Here is a 16,160-nt window from a genome sequence, read left to right on the forward strand (position 1 = left end):
GAAATTCAAAAGTCTACAAAAAATTAGTTTCTTGAAGAAATTCAATTATCGCTTGATTTACTTCTTGGGAAGAACCTATCGATGCATCGTGACAGCAGTTAGGCAGAATTTGTAATTTCGCATGAGGAATATATTTATGTAATTTGTCTGCATGACTAGCAGGAAACCAACTATCTTGCTGTCCCCATAAAATTAAAGTTTGACATTCAATCGCACTTAATTTACTTTGAATTTTACTGAGGAAATTAGGTTTCTTTTCTTGCCATTTAGCAATTTCGCGTGCCGCTATTTGTAATTCTTCGGCAACTTTGACGATAGTGCCAGGAAATTCAATAAACGGGTAAGCTATCCAATAAATATCTTCTTGACTTAATACTGATGGATCGTATAGCACCTGTCGTCTTTCCATTGCCATAATTTCGCGAAATAAAGGTGCTAATAAATATGTCAGCCGTAAAGTATCAATAGTTTCGATAATTTCTATCGGTGTTTGTGCGAGTATCAACATCGCCCAATGCGGTAATTTTTCAGCAAAAATTGGCACGTTGACTACTATTAACCGCCCGACTAAATGGGGGTATTCTTGTGCTAGGGAAAGAGCAACTAATCCACCTAGAGATTCAGCAACAATGACAGGTGGTTCATCGCATAGTTCTTGAATGATTCGCGCTAGTTCAATAATTTGATGTCCGTTATCTTCGCGTCTTGATACTGGTTTTTCGGAAAAACCGTAACCTTTAGCGTCAAAACAAATTACCCGGCAATGTTGAGATAAAGGATTTATACTATAACGCCAGTTATAGCTCCAATTTCCCATGCCATGTAATAAAATTAGCGGCTTACCTTTACCTTTTTCACCGTAAGAAATTTGTACAGGATAACCTTTTGTATCAGTAATAATTACACTTTGTCGCCCTTGAGGAAAAGTCGCCTGCCACCAATCTTTCATTAATTTATCAGTTAATTAACTACCTGTTAAGGCTTGCCACAGCCATTTAATTACTATTATAGGCAAGACAACTAAGACAATAGCAATTAGCACTAATCCAATTAATAGAAGTAACATAAATCCCTTATCTGCTTTTTGCATTTGTTGGGGAGATTTTAAATGTTCTTCTAATAGTTGAATATTGAGGGTATTTGCTTTCCAAGCAAAATCAAATAAGTCTCCCAGCATGGGAAAAGTACCGATTAAACCATCGACGATGATATTAACTACCATTCTGCCAAGAGTCTCTCTAGGTACGCCGATGCGAGCAGCTTCTAGAACAATGTAGCAGGAAAGTATCACTCCTAAAAAATCACCGCCAATTGGTAATAATCCTAAAATTGGATCTAACCCCACACCTACCTGAGTACCAGGAATAGTAATTAAGTTATCCATGAGCCGACTAATCTGACGTAGCCGTCTGACGGTAGGTGCTTTAGCATCAGGTTCAATCATCGGATACCGAGAAGGTAAATCAGGCATGAGTGCGATCGCTTTGGGAAGTTTAATAATTATTTACAGCAATTTGGCTAATGGTCAATATAGAGATTTGTAACTAATTAATAATTAAATAAAAACAAATAATTAATCTTTTTTAAGAAAAGTTTCAGCTTTTCGAGAACGCATATCTTCCCCTACTGTAACGTTTAATTGATCGCCAACCAGAAGCACAACCGCACTCATCCATAACCACAGCATTAAGACAATTACCGCGCCCACTGCACCATAAACTTTATTATAGTTACCAAAATTAGCGACATAAAGCCGAAATAGAGCCGATAAAATTGCCCAAAAAATAGCTGCTAAACTAGCTCCAGGCATCATTGGCGTACCAGGATTCCAAACACTAGGGCCATAGCGATAGACAAAGCCAAAGGCAAAGGCAACAATACTTAAAGCTAAAGGCCAGCGTAACATTTCCCAAACATCAAATAAGAAAATTAACAAAGGACTTTCGCGGACTACCAGTCTTAAAATTAGGTCACTGATAAAGACTAAAAATGAGGCTAAGACTAACAGCAAAATATTACCGATGGTTAATCCTAAAGAAATCAATTTAGCTTTCCAAAAGGGACGCATTTTCTCAGGGGGAACTTGATGAATTTGATCCAAAGCTGTCATTGCAGTACTTACCGCCCCGGAAGCCGTCCAAATAGCGATCGCAAAACTGAGAGAAAACAAGCCGCTATTTTTAGAATTAGCGATTTCTGTTGTAGCAAAATCACTAATCAGAACTAGCGCCTCTCTGGGTGCAATTTGACTCAACTGCACCAAAAGTTGTCTAAAGGTATCTTGTAAAGAGTCTGCAAATAAACCAATCGCCGTGACAAAAGCCAGAATAGCCGGAAACAGCGACAGCATAGCGTTAAAAGCAATTTCCGAAGCCAGTCCCAAAAGTCGCCTTTCCATCGTCCGCGCAAAAGTTCTCTTAAGATTGCGCCATGTAAGGTGGCGAAAGAAGCGAATAAAACGCGACTGATACATAGTTTTGTAGTTCTAGGAAAGGGAAGGGAGACAAGGGGGACAATTGAGAATTGTACAGACAAGGGTTATCGCGTCTCTGCTCTCTGACTATTGACAAATGACAAATGACCAATGACAAATGACTATTGACTATTGACTAATCAAAAATCACTATGAGTCAAGACCTAACTACACAATGGTTGAATGAGATTCAGTCTTTAAGAGACCAAGTAGCCGCTATTGAGCGCGATCGCGATGCAGCTTGGGAAAGTGCCCAAAAGTGGCGAAAACTCTATAACACAGAAGCAGAACAACGACGTACCGATACTCAACTCTCGCAACAGGCGATCGCATCTTTAAAAGCGGAACTGCAAAAACTCCAAGGTTTGGATACAGGCGCACTTCCTGATGCTACAGCAGTCACAGCTATCCAACAAGAAATTGCACAACTCGAATCGGTGGAGGAATTGAAAAGTAAATTACTCACCGTTATTCAAGAACGCGATCGCCTATTGCAAGCTTTGAAAACCGAGCAAGATAACCACGCTCAAACCCGTAACAATTTAACTACCGCCTTGGGTGACGCTATTGATGGTTGGACAAGAGAACGAGTAGCGCTGGAACAGGAAGCACAACATACCCATTAATTAGGGGCATGGGGCATGGGGCATGGGGCAAGTGGTGAGCAGAGGGGGAAGAGATGCAGAGGAGCAGAGGGAGCGTATTTATATAATTTTCCTCCTCTGCACCCTTGCTTCCTCTGCTTCCTCTGCTTTTTTGTCCCCCTTGTCCTCCTTGTCCCCCTTCTTTTAATACATAGCGAGAAAAAAACTTTTCATCGAGACTGCTGGCTCATCCCCCTCATCCCTTTATCTCCCTATTGTCCAAGCCCTACTTTAGAAAACTTTTTGCAAATGTCAGGGGAAAGCCAGTAACAGTCAATATTGTGGATATTAATAAGCTGTATATTAGTTTCTGATGACTGCTGTGTGTTGATTAGGCAAACAGATTGTAGTCAAGAGTCAAAAAACAGTCACTACCCTTAGCTAGAGCGACTTTAGGAGCCATTGACTTTGGCGCGTGGCTGTTGTTCAAATGTCACAACTACTGACTATGAACTAGCGACTGTTGACATCTGTGAGCTGAAAGCTTTTATTTCCATTTGATGAAAAGAGGTAGAAAAATCGTGAAAGGATTGGTGCGTTTATTAACAGTATTTAGCTTGTTGCTTGGTTGTTGGGGATGGCTGGGAACTACTCAGAGCGCCCAAGCTGCTAGTTTCAATAGTCTAACTTTGCCCCAAATGCCAATTTTGGCAATTGAAAGACAGAATCGCGCAGATGCCAAGCTAGGAACGGAATTTGGTAAAAAAATTGATTTAAACAATACCAACGTCCGTGCTTTTCAACAGTACCCAGGTTTGTATCCTACCCTAGCTAAGAAAATCATCAAGAATGCTCCTTACAAAAATGTAGAGGATGTCTTGAATCTTCCCGGATTGAGCGATGGACAAAAACGAACCTTGCAAGCCAATTTAGATAAATTTACAGTGACAGAATTTGAACCTGCTTTCAATGAAGGAGATGATCGTTTTAACAACGGCATCTATAGATAATTGCAATTTTAGCTAATTTGCTAAATCACAAGCTGCTTCTACTGTCAAAAAGTGGCATTTTCTGCTGAGAGATGGGTATGAGCCGGAAATTTCTGCTTTTACCCTTCTCCTACTTTTTTAATTTCTCCCCTTCGCCCTAAATCTTTTACCTTGTCGCAAATAGATATTTCCAGACAATTTGATGTCTTAGTAGTTGGTGCAGGTGCCGCAGGACTGTATACGGCACTGTGTTTACCAGATTCATTACGAGTCGGTATAATTACCAAAGAAACAGTGGCTTTGTCTGCCAGTGATTGGGCACAAGGTGGTATCGCCGCCGCGATCGCTCCTGAAGATTCTCCCAGGTTACATATTGAAGACACCATGCGGGCTGGCGCAGGTTTATGCGATCGCTCTGCTGTAGAATTCCTCGCCGAACACGCCCCTCGTTGCATTCAATCTCTAGTGGAATTGGGGGTAGCTTTCGATCGTCATGGTAGTACTTTGGCTTTAACTTTAGAAGCTGCCCATTCTCGTAATCGGGTGCTTCATGCTGCTGACACCACAGGTAGAGAAGTTATCACTACCTTAACAGCCCAAGTACTGCGACGCCCAAATATTCAGGTGATTCAGCAAGCTTTGGCTTTAAGTTTATGGATGACGCCTCAAGGCGAGCGCGTTCAAGGAATTAGCCTATTTTATCAAGGCGAAATTCACTGGATTCAAGCTAAAGCAGTAATTTTAGCAACTGGTGGTGGCGGACAAGTATTTGCTCAAACTACTAACCCGGCTGTGAGTACGGGAGATGGAGTTGCGATCGCAGCTCGTGCTGGTGCTGTACTCCGCGACTTAGAATTTATCCAGTTTCACCCTACAGCCCTCACCAAACCAGGAGCCGATCGCTTTCTCATTAGTGAAGCTGTACGCGGTGAAGGCGCACACCTAGTTGACAACGAAGGAAGGCGGTTTGTCTTTGACTACCATCCACAAGGGGAACTTGCACCGCGCGATGTAGTTAGTAGAGCCATTTTTAGCCATTTGCAGCGAACTTCCGCCGATCCAGCTACAGCCTATGTCTGGTTAGATATGCGCCCCATCCCCGCAGAAAAAATTCGTCATCGCTTTCCCAACATCATCAAAGTTTGTCAACATTGGGGAATTGATGTCTTCAAAGAACCCATACCTGTAGCCCCTGCTGCTCATTACTGGATGGGGGGAATTGTCACAGATTTGATGAATCGCACCAATATTCCTGGTTTGTACGCTGTGGGAGAAACAGCGAGTACGGGAGTACATGGAGCCAATCGTTTAGCCAGCAATTCCCTGTTAGAATGTATTGTCTTTGGCGCACAGATGGCTAATCTCGATTTGTCTTTTGAGCAGTTACCATCAGAGATAGCAGAGTTACCAATCCGCGAATTTCAGACAGAAACTGATGATTGGCAAAGACAGCAACTACATATAGAAGTATTGAGACAGAAATTACCGCGTTTAGTTTGGCAAAGTGCCGGCATTTCGCGATCGCAATCAGGCTTAGAAGCCGCCATTACTACTGTAGAATCCTGGCAACGAGATTTTGCTGCCCTACCTTTGAGTCAATTTCTACTGTCTTTAAATCCATTAGCACCAGCCCGTTTAAAACTACCAGATGTAGAACGACAATTGCGCCTTTGGGCAGAAACTCGTAATTTGCTAGATGTAGCCGATTTAATTCTCAAAAGCGCTGTTTTTAGAACTGAAAGCCGGGGGGGACACTACCGCTCAGATTATCCAGACACAGACTTGGATTGGCAAGCTCATACCCTTATACAAACATCCCATTGGTGGAAATCTCCAAATTTAAACTATTAGGAATTTCCCGCCATATTTCGCCAATTCTTTTAACTTGCACTCTTGCTTGCTGCTTAGATGTGGGGGTGAAGCAGCATTTTGCCAGCATCGATCCAAATTTATGTCTTTTGATATTTGATTGAGTTGTAGATTATATGCTTACTCAGCTTCAATTCTCTAACTTTAACTAATTTAGCGCGTACCGCTACCCGACTCGGTGTCAGGCCCTCCATAGTTCGGTGGTGTATAAGTTTTTGCTAATTCCACAGAATTAGCTTCTGCCATAGTTATATTTTCAGTTATATTTTCACTACTATGACTAAACTGATTCATACTCATCTCGCTCAAAGCGGCTGTAGTAGTAGCAGTCTTAGGAATTATTAAGTAAACACCGATCAATAATATGGCAAGACTAGTAATTCTTAAATTATTAGTCACCGATCTAGGTAAATTCGCCGTTTCGCTTTTCATGGTTGTTCTCTATTTTCTCAACGGTAGATATACTTATTGTCTCAGAAAAATATTAAAATTTAGTTAATTTTTTATTTCCAGTAATGAAATTTACTGATAAAAAACACTTATTATCATCAGGGTGTGCGATATTTGGGTGTCCTTAATTAAATTGATTCGATTTATAGAAATACTATTTTGGTTCTGTTTATAACATCGGTCTAAAGTTAGAGATTTTTAGCTATTGCTTAAACACAAGTTTTTACTAAAGTTGCTAAAACTAATACAATCTTAATATTTGCACTTAAAACTTATGTAAGATAAATAAAAAAGTTAGGAAAATTATCTCCATTCAGCAAAAAGTCTTTTATATTCAGAAATTTTTCCAGAATTAAGATGGCTAAATCTCTACTTCAAACTACCTGTGTTGCCATCTTCAACTCATTCTCAACTGAAAATTTTTAGTAAAAATATTATCAATTAAAATTATATTTTCAGTATTTGTACTTAAATTAATACAATAGACTTCTTTGCGCCTTTGCGCCTACTCTGCGAGAACGGCTTCTCTACGAGATGCTGCGCGAACGCCGAATGCGTGAGCTTTTCAAACGAATACTCAACAACGCCAAAATATTTATGCAAGAAGTTAACGTCAGTTCGGTTTAAGCCAGTTTATTTCATCTTAAACGCCTGAAACCCTTACCAATGACAAATGACTAATGACTAATGACCAATAATTGCACCGCTCTACTCGAAAAACTATGCGAACTCATAACGGTTTTTACCAAGATTCTTAGCTCGGTACATAGCAGTATCCGCCTGTTTAATCAAGTTGTCACTGTCCTGGCTGTTAAGCGGATAGATACTGATGCCAATACTAGCTGAAACTCTGGTAGTGTATTCATCCAATACAATTGGTTCTGTAATCGTCCCAAGAATTTTTTCTGCTACTTTTGCAGCTACTTGGATATTAGGAATTGCTCTGACAATTACCGTAAATTCATCACCACCCAAGCGCGAGACAGTATCACTACCCCGCAAGCAATTGCTGAGTCTTTGTCCGACTGTGACTAACAAGCGATCGCCAATTTCATGCCCTAGAGTATCATTAACTTGTTTAAAGCCATCGAGATCGATAAACAATAGCCCTAATAACAAATTGTTATTTTCTGCCCAATCTAAAGATTCATGAAGTTGTTCTAAGAAAAATTTACGATTAGAAAGACCAGTTAAGGGATCGTGATATGCCAAATAACGTAGATGGTCTTCTTTACGTTTTAATTCACTATTAGATTTGGATAACTCATCCGCAGTACGCTGGAGTTCTTCCTCTCGCAATTTCCGCTTAGTGATATCGCGAATTACTCCAACTAAAAAATAATTTCCTGCCGCATCTTTATGAAACGATCGCTTAGTAGCAATCAGATGAGTTTTACCATAAGCATCAGTAAACGCTTCTTCACTTTCTTGCGGTTGATGCGACTGGAAAACCATTTCATCTTGATGACGAAATACATCCGCTTCATGCTTGGGAAAAAAGTCATAGTCAGACTTTTCATTTAATAATTGATTTGGATAACCAATCAATCGACAATAAGCTTCATTTAAAACAATCCACTGATGTTGTTCATTTTTGACAAAAACCGGATCGGGAATTGTGTTAATAACTTGTTGTAAAAACTCTTTCGAGCGTTTTAACTCTTCTTGCATGTAAGCAAAATAACGGATAATCCACATAGCTGAAGTCCCAAAACTCAGCAGTGCAGGCACAAATGGTATCCACCAACCAAGCAAAAAAGCACAATAGACCGATAGCATTAATAACAAGAAACAAACTACAATACTCATTAAGCTTCTGCTGGAATTTCGGATGCGCCATGCTGTCACAGATCCTAGATAAGACCATGCAAAAATCCACAAAGATTCCCATAGCTTAGGCCAAACTTTTAGTAAGGGTCTTCCATCCACAGCAGCCGCAATTAAATCATTGATAAAATGAGCTTGCAATTCAATTCCGGCAATCGGTTTCACTGCACCCATAAAATCGCTAGATTGCGGTACAAAGACAAAATCTTGGAGACTAGGCGCAGTAGAACCAATCAGCACAATGCGATCGCTAAATAAGTTTTTGGATATTTTGTTCTCTAGCACATCCCGCATCGATACTTGGCGGAAACTGCAAGATTTTTTTGATGGATTAGCACAGCTAAATTTAGGAAAGTTAGACAAAATTTGGTAGCCTTTATCATCAGCCCGCACATAGCCACCGTCATTACCCTGAAATCTCGTAAATACAGCCTTACCTAACTGCAAATACTCAGAGTTATTCATGGCAGTTTGCGGACTAATGCCATAGGACTTTAAATACAATAAAGCCAATTTCAACGCAAAACTTTCATGTGCTTGATTATGGATATGCCAATACAACAAACTACGACGTATTTTGCCATCAATGTCATAGATAACATTATTAAATCCCACGCGATCGAGTTGATTCAGCACTGATGGCGGTAAAACACCAGCATTTTTGTTATTTGCTAGTTGTTCAATACCAATTAAATTTGGTATCGACTTATAAGCTTTCACCAAATTTTCATAACCAGGTTCTACTGGTAAATCGCGGTATATATCTAAACCAATAGCACGGGGGTTAGAAGCTTTTAATTTTTGTAACAACTGGGCAATTACATTATCTGGAATTGGCCAAGTCCCAACATAGCGTAAAGAAGCTTCATCAATCGCGACAATCGTAATCCGCTCATCTAGCGGATCTTCTGGACGTAAGCGAAACAATTGATCTAAAGCTGACAATTCTAAAGATTGAAATAATCCAATAGAGCGTACAAGCAAGATGCAGACTGCAACGCAGGAGGCGGTAATTAATTCCCTATTTCCTCGACGAAGCGATTTTTTCAGTCCAGATATGAACTTTACAAGACGCTTGTCTAGCTGCTTACTCATTCCCATTACCTGCTGGGGAGAAATATTTGTTATTGGCGGATCTCTATTAACTACGTAGCGAAGATAGCTCAATGTCAGCTACATGAAGTTCCTAGACGTTTCTTCAGATGCTTTGCATTCCTCAAGATTAATCTTGGGTACTCATTATCTGAGGGGATGGTAGTTATAATCTGGCTGTCTCGTATCACAAATTCAGTATAAATAGTGTTTGCTAAGAACAGTAATATATATATGGGTAATTTTAAAAGCCTAAGATTGTAGTTAAATGTTGGCATTTTTGAGTAAAAAAGTTTTAAAAAACACATGCAAATTGGTTTAGATTAGTGAATATACTTAAAAACTAAGTCACTAATCAATGTTTAAATCTGGAAATTATTTAAGTATTAAAACTATAAAAAATAAAGATGAACAAAAATTCTTAACTAATAAATAATATACAAGATAATATCTGATACCTCTATATTATTTGTGACTTAAAATACTAAAGCTGCTGACTCTAATATTTATTGTTGAGTCTGTTGGTAGCTAAGTAAGTCGGTAATTGCAGCAAATATCTTTAAAAACGTAAATACGCTGAAAACTCTGATAAATGACAACTGCACGGGCGAGGTTACAAATATCCTCAAATATCCATAACGATCTCGCATCAACCAGCCCCTACAGCGATTGTCCATATGACAATTGTACAGACAAGGGTTATCGCGTCTCTAACAAATGACTAATGACTAGTTAGCTTGAATTGCAATACGCTACAGCGCAAAAAAATAAGTCAACCGACAGCAAATTTACTACTACCGATTGACTATTGAGGTTGATGTATCAGCCAAAGTTGCGATAACTCAACTGGTTAAAACTATGACTTGAAATATTTGAAGTTGCGAGCGCCTGTATAATTAGAAACCTTGGCTAACTCATCTAAATTTTGCACTCCGCTATAGGGTTTGCCATTAATTATCCAAGTAGGAAAGCCTTGTATATTGGCAGCTTTACACTTATCTGGTTGCCCTTTTAATCCGTCGGGAGCGCACTCTACTTTTACGTCTTTCTCATCAATAATCTTGTAAGCTTCTTTACCAAAGAGTAGCTTTTGCTCGTGGCAATGCGGACACCAATAGGCGACATATTCTTTAGCACCAATTTTCGCCAGATGGTTGGCTAGGGCGATTTCTGCTTCACCGGAAGTAGTTGTAATTTCCCAACCAAATTTGGGATTAGGATAGACTTTGGGCGTAAAGCTGATTTGGACTGGTTTACCAGGAGTAGAAGTAACTGTATCGCCTGAGGTATTGATACCTGAATAAATGCCCAAAGTGCCAATTAGTGTCACCATACTGACAATTAAAGCCGTGAAGAAGATTTGCCCGACATCCTCCCAAGTCTGACCGAGAATAGTCAGTACTAACATGCTCAGAGAGAAAATAGCCGAGCCGATACAGTAAGGACAAATGGCTTTGATTTGCGTTGCGAGTACATACATTAAGTAACTGCTGAAAATGGACATAGCGATCGCACCCACTAACAGCAACCACCAAGTCCAGTTTTCTATTTGTTTGCGGTTATTATCTCCAGACTTCAATACTAAAGGAGCCAAAGCAAATATCAGCATACTTAGATAAGCCAATAGCCCAAACAAAGCTAATGGCTGACCTAAAACAGTCGCCCAAGGGCTGGAAAGTACATCATTACAGCCTTTAACACCGGCTTGTGCTGTACATGCTGCACTACCTCCTGTTAACTTTTCAAAAGTCAAATAACCTGTTGTGAGGGCACCAAGCCCCGCGATCGCGGCAATTAATGGTCGCGACCATTTATGAATCCAAGGCGTAGAACGGCGACGAATCATAAGTTTTCTTGGGAATGAGGAATTGGGAATGGGGAATTAAGCATTGGGCATTGGGCATTGGGGAGCCAGTGCGTTGCGCGGGTTTCCCGCGTTGAAGCAACTGGCGTCATTGGGCATGGAGCATTTGTTTTGCCCGATCCTTTTTCCCTAGCCCCTAGTCCCTAGTCCCTAGCCCCTAGCCCCTAGTTCCTAATCCCCACTCCCTAAGAACGTATAGTTACAGAGGAAATTGATTTAGTTTCGCCTTTAGAGTTCCAACTCCGATGGGCGGCTTCAACAAATTGACTGACGCGAATGGGGTCAATTGGTTGTTCAATTTGACCGTGACGTTTGAGGGAACTGGAAACAATTACACCATCTGCTGCTTGCATCAGTGTACCTATGTTTTCCCAATTGGCTCCACTGCCAATAAATACAGGTGTGCCATTTGCTGCACCACAGGCTAGTTCCAAATCTTCTATGTTCGGTGGACTACCAGTAGCCCAGCCTGACAAAATCACTGCATCTGCCAAACCTCTTTCAATTGTGTCTTTGACAGCAACTGTGAGATTCGGGGAACTTAAAGGGCGGGCGTGTTTAACCAATACATCGGCTAAAATTTTAACATCACTGCCCAGTTCTCGCCGATAGCGGAGTAATTGATGGGCTTCTCCTTCAATTAATCCTTGATCTGTAGCCATAACTCCAGTGAGGACGTTAACGCGAATAAATTGTGCCCGCACACAACTGGCGATCGCTAATGCACTTTTCGCGTCGTTTCGCAATACATTTAAGCCAATAGGCAAGGTCACTAAATTTTGAATTCGCTGCACCACTACAGTCATGGCACTCACCACTGCTGGATCGACCTGATTTTTGGTAAACGGCGCATCGAAAAAATTTTCGACAATAATACCGTCAACTCCGCCACTGGCTAGGGCGGTTGCTTCTTGTTCGGCGCGATCGATCACTGTTTTTAGGCTACCTCCCCAACGGGGTGAGGTGGGCAGTGGTAGTAGGTGAACTACGCCAATAATCGGTGTTCGAGTTTTAAATAGCTGATGTAAGTCCACGTCAATTTTTTAGGAGGGGTGAGGGATTAGAGGCGCTAAGACTAGGGGCTAGGTGTTAGGGACTAGGGGCTAGGGAAATTCTGATTTCCTCATTTTCACTTTCCTAACCACTTTCAGTCTCTAGTTCCTAGTATTGAACCACAGAAATTTTGCTGGTTTTGTACTCAGCAAGATTTGTGCTTCAAAATCCACCGACTGAAGTCCTAGTTAAGAACTAATTTATCTATCATTATTTAATGTAGTAAGCCACTATTCCTAGTCCTTTCTAGTCCCTAACTCCTCCCTTCCTTAGCATTAAATGGTATTTTATGTAGTAGGTTTTACCGCTTCTATCCCAGGACGGAAATTGCGGTCAAACCTTCCATAAGATATGTTAAGATAAAACCTGACTACAAAGAGGAGTTTGCAACTCACAAGACGCGAGGCAGCTTCCTACAGTCTGAGGTTTATTTCCTGCGCATGTTCGTAGGTAAAGCCCAATCTGTACGGGTAGCATTACCGCTTGTTGAGGCGTAGGCGCGAGCGCGATTTCCCTGAGGGTAGCGACTTCTCACAACCAGCCCTTTGGGCGGCTTCCCGATGGGTAAATTAACAACGCACACGCTCTTGGTAATGTAAAATACCAATAGACGAATTGTTAAAAAACATCAACAAGTGTCAAATGTACCCCAAGACACTTTATCTTACCCTGGGAAAACTGATTAATAAAAGCATCATAACATGACCTAAAAGTTGATTTGGGTCATAGGTTTGCGGACAGCGATGGGTAATGCTACCCTTCCACTTAAATACTGTCCACATGTTGGGTGCAAATAAAAACAGACCTCAACACTGTTTGGATTTAGATGAAAAGAAAAAAACTGAAAATTTTGGCAAAATATGGGTGACAAGCCAACGATTGCAATTTCTCACCTGGGCTGCGAGAAAAATCGAATTGATACAGAACATATGCTAGGACTGCTTGTCAACGCAGGCTATGGCGTAGATAGTAATGAAGAGTTAGCAGATTACGTTATTGTCAATACTTGTAGTTTTATTGAAGCAGCAAGAGAAGAATCTGTTAAAACTTTGGTAGAGTTAGCAGAGGCGAATAAAAAAATCGTAATTGCTGGCTGTATGGCGCAGCACTTCCAAGAACAATTATTGGCAGAGTTGCCAGAAGCAGTAGCCGTAGTAGGTACAGGCGATTATCACAATATTGTAAATGTAATTGAGCGGGTAGAACAAGGAGAACGGGTCAAGCAGGTTAGTATAGAACCAACCTATATTGCCGATGAAACTACACCGCGCTATCGCACTACAACCGAAGGCGTAGCTTATCTGCGGGTGGCCGAAGGCTGTGATTATCGTTGTGCGTTTTGTATTATTCCCCATCTGCGGGGAAACCAGCGATCGCGTACCATTGAATCGATTGTCACTGAAGCCAAGCAGTTAGCTAGCCAAGGGGTACAAGAAATCATTTTAATTTCCCAAATCACTACTAATTATGGTTTGGATATTTATGGCAAGCCAAAGTTAGCCGAATTACTCCGCGCTTTGGGAGAAGTAGATGTACCCTGGATCAGGATGCACTATGCTTATCCCACAGGCTTGACACCAGATGTCATCGCCGCGATTCAAGAAGTACCAAATGTCCTTCCCTACTTAGATTTGCCCTTACAGCATTCTCACCCGGAAATTCTCCGCGCCATGAACCGTCCCTGGCAAGGGCGGGTAAATGATGGAATTATTGAGCGCATTAAGCAAGCGCTACCATCGGCGGTGCTGAGAACAACATTTATTGTTGGTTTTCCTGGAGAAACCGATGAGCATTTTGAACATCTACTACAGTTTGTTCAACGGCACGAATTCGATCATGTAGGCGTGTTCACCTTTTCCCCAGAAGAGGAAACCCCAGCCTACAAGCTACCAAATCAGTTGCCTCAAGTCGTCATGGATGAGCGCCGCAGCCGCCTCATGGAACTGCAACAACCAATTACTTGGCGAAAGAATCAACAGGAAGTCGGCAAAACTGTCAATGTCCTGATTGAGCAAGAAAATCCTGAAACTGGAGAATTGATTGGTCGTTCTGCAAGATTTGCCCCAGAAATTGACGGGCAGGTTTATGTGGTTGGTCAGGCGCAGTTAGGAACAATAGTGCCAGTAGACATCCAAAGTGCTGATACGTATGACCTTTACGGTCAAATTGTCAATAACTAATTTGTCAGTTGTCAGTTGTCAGTTGTCGTTTGTTTCATCGCCAATGACCAATGACTCATGACTAATGACTCTTGACCAATGACTAAATCCAAAAATCCAAAAGAAAATTTTAGGAGATTTAATGAATCTTTCGTTTCAAGAACTCGGCATTTCCCAAGAACGTGTTGAACACCTAGAAAAAATCGGTTTCACCACACCGACTAATATTCAAAGCCAAGCAATTCCTCAACTGTTAGCAGGTCGTGATGTAGTCGGTCAATCCCAAACGGGAACTGGGAAAACCGCAGCTTTTTCTCTGCCAATTTTAGAACGGCTAGATATTGGACAAAGAGCTGTACAAGCACTGGTGTTGACTCCGACTCGCGAGTTAGCGATGCAAGTTCATGATGCTATCAGCCAATTTATTGGTGATAGCGGATTGAGGGTGTTAGCAATTTATGGCGGTCAGTCCATCGATCGGCAAATTTTGCAACTCAGACGCGGCGTGCATGTTGTTGTGGGTACTCCAGGACGAGTGATCGACTTGCTAGATAGAGGTAGTCTCAAACTCGATCAAGTCAAGTGGTTTGTCTTAGATGAAGCCGATGAAATGTTAAGCATGGGCTTTATCGATGATGTGATCAAAATTCTCTCCCAAGCACCGGAAGACCGCCAAACAGCGTTATTCTCTGCTACTATGCCGCCATCAATTCGGCAATTGGTGAACAAGTTTTTGCGATCGCCCGTAACAGTGACCGTAGAACAGCCCAAAGCTGCTCCTACCAAGATTAATCAGGTAGCTTACCTGATTCCTCGCCACTGGACAAAAGCCAAAGCGCTACAACCAATTCTGGAAATGGAAGATCCAGAATCAGCTTTGATATTTGTTCGTACTAGACGCACCGCCGCCGAACTCACTAGCCAACTGCAAGCAGCCGGACATAGTGTCGATGAATACCACGGTGATTTGTCGCAACAAGCCAGAGAGCGCTTATTAAGCCGCTTCCGCAATCGTCAAGTCCGTTGGGTGGTAGCAACTGATATCGCTGCACGGGGATTAGATGTAGACCAACTGTCACACGTGATCAACTACGACTTACCTGATAGCGTCGAAACTTACGTTCACCGCATTGGTCGTACTGGTCGGGCTGGTAAAGAAGGAACAGCGATTTCCCTAGTCCAACCATTTGAGCGCCGCAAACAGCAAATATTTGAACGCCATAACCGCCAAAGCTGGCAATTGCTGTCAATTCCTACCAGGGCACAAATTGAAGCACGCCACATCAATAAATTGCAAGAACAAGTGAGAGAAGCTTTGGCTGGCGAACGTTTAGCTTCATTTTTACCGATAGTTAGCGAACTGATCGAAAAATATGATGCTCAGGCGATCGCAGCTGCTGCCCTACAAATCGCTTACGATCAAACTCGTCCCGCTTGGTTAAGTTCAGATATTGAAATTCCTCAAGAGGATAATATCTCCGCTCCCAAACCCAAGCTGGTTAAGCGTCGTGATTCTGGAGAACGTACCCGTTCTTCTTGGAGCAAATCAGACAGCAACATCGGTGATGATGACAGACGCTCTACTCCCAAGCCAAAATTGCGGACTGGCGGACGTCGTGATGCTTCCGTAGCACCTGTTAATCAAAAGCTAGGTTCATCTTCAGGTAGAGAATCTGCTTCATAAGGTAACAAGAGTCAGTTATGTGCAGGGGCTATCCCCCTGAAATCAACTGGCGTTCAATTAAGCGGGTTTTGTGAATATTCCGTTAGTGGTCTATCGCAATAGTTTTGATAAGTTCG

General features: G+C 41.6%; 12 protein-coding genes. 5 read left to right on the forward strand and 7 right to left on the reverse strand.

Annotated features, from left to right (window positions below; all coding sequences use genetic code 11):
- Nucleotides 1–13: 13 nt before the first annotated feature.
- From AACW45_RS22715 to AACW45_RS22725, 3 genes are all read right to left on the reverse strand, one after another.
- Entirely contained in the window at nt 14–949 is a 936-nt protein-coding gene (locus tag AACW45_RS22715; RefSeq protein WP_190635021.1) for an alpha/beta fold hydrolase, read from the reverse strand.
- A 15-nt stretch (nt 950–964) separates the two neighbouring features.
- Complete coding sequence (locus AACW45_RS22720) at nt 965–1,471, reverse strand: DUF4112 domain-containing protein (RefSeq protein ID WP_190635023.1); 507 nt, start codon at nt 1,469–1,471, stop codon at nt 965–967.
- A gap of 102 nt (nt 1,472–1,573) precedes the next feature.
- On the reverse strand, nt 1,574–2,473 hold the full coding sequence (locus AACW45_RS22725) for a YihY/virulence factor BrkB family protein (protein WP_190635025.1): 900 nt from the start codon (nt 2,471–2,473) through the stop codon (nt 1,574–1,576).
- A gap of 152 nt (nt 2,474–2,625) precedes the next feature.
- Between AACW45_RS22725 and AACW45_RS22730 the strand changes: the two genes are divergently transcribed.
- The 3 genes from AACW45_RS22730 to nadB all read left to right on the forward strand — a co-directional run bounded on the left by AACW45_RS22730 (nt 2,626) and on the right by nadB (nt 5,897).
- The gene (locus AACW45_RS22730) at nt 2,626–3,099 is read left to right on the forward strand and encodes a hypothetical protein (protein ID WP_096643821.1); all 474 of its coding nucleotides are present in this window, start codon (nt 2,626–2,628) and stop codon (nt 3,097–3,099) included.
- Nucleotides 3,100–3,638: 539 nt separating this feature from the next.
- Nucleotides 3,639–4,067: a photosystem II complex extrinsic protein PsbU gene (gene psbU / locus AACW45_RS22735; protein ID WP_190635027.1), complete on the forward strand. Its 429-nt coding sequence runs from the start codon at nt 3,639–3,641 to the stop codon at nt 4,065–4,067.
- Between the two features lie 150 nt (nt 4,068–4,217).
- A complete protein-coding gene (gene nadB / locus AACW45_RS22740) occupies nt 4,218–5,897 on the forward strand; it encodes an L-aspartate oxidase (protein ID WP_190635029.1) in 1,680 nt (559 codons plus the stop codon).
- Between the two features lie 171 nt (nt 5,898–6,068).
- On the opposite strand, the gene AACW45_RS22745 is transcribed toward nadB, so the two are convergent.
- The 4 genes from AACW45_RS22745 to btpA all read right to left on the reverse strand — a co-directional run bounded on the left by AACW45_RS22745 (nt 6,069) and on the right by btpA (nt 12,182).
- Nucleotides 6,069–6,347, reverse strand: a complete 279-nt coding sequence (locus AACW45_RS22745; RefSeq protein ID WP_190635031.1) for a hypothetical protein — start codon at nt 6,345–6,347, stop codon at nt 6,069–6,071.
- A gap of 738 nt (nt 6,348–7,085) precedes the next feature.
- Complete coding sequence (locus AACW45_RS22750) at nt 7,086–9,287, reverse strand: CHASE2 domain-containing protein (RefSeq protein ID WP_190635033.1); 2,202 nt, start codon at nt 9,285–9,287, stop codon at nt 7,086–7,088.
- 853 nt (nt 9,288–10,140) lie between these two features.
- Nucleotides 10,141–11,130, reverse strand: coding sequence for a vitamin K epoxide reductase family protein (locus AACW45_RS22755; protein WP_190635036.1), 990 nt, complete (start codon nt 11,128–11,130; stop codon nt 10,141–10,143).
- Nucleotides 11,131–11,333: 203 nt separating this feature from the next.
- A complete protein-coding gene (gene btpA, locus AACW45_RS22760; protein WP_190635039.1) occupies nt 11,334–12,182 on the reverse strand; it encodes a photosystem I biogenesis protein BtpA in 849 nt (282 codons plus the stop codon).
- An 879-nt stretch (nt 12,183–13,061) separates the two neighbouring features.
- Here btpA and rimO point away from each other — a divergent pair.
- Together rimO and AACW45_RS22770 are read left to right on the forward strand one after the other, a co-directional pair.
- Nucleotides 13,062–14,381, forward strand: coding sequence for a 30S ribosomal protein S12 methylthiotransferase RimO (gene rimO, locus AACW45_RS22765; protein ID WP_190547965.1), 1,320 nt, complete (start codon nt 13,062–13,064; stop codon nt 14,379–14,381).
- A gap of 121 nt (nt 14,382–14,502) precedes the next feature.
- Nucleotides 14,503–16,044, forward strand: a complete 1,542-nt coding sequence (locus tag AACW45_RS22770; protein ID WP_190635040.1) for a DEAD/DEAH box helicase — start codon at nt 14,503–14,505, stop codon at nt 16,042–16,044.
- Nucleotides 16,045–16,160 lie beyond the last annotated feature (116 nt).

The organism is Calothrix sp. FACHB-168, from assembly GCF_963889195.1.
GTDB classification, from domain to species: domain Bacteria; phylum Cyanobacteriota; class Cyanobacteriia; order Cyanobacteriales; family Nostocaceae; genus Aulosira; species Aulosira anomala_A.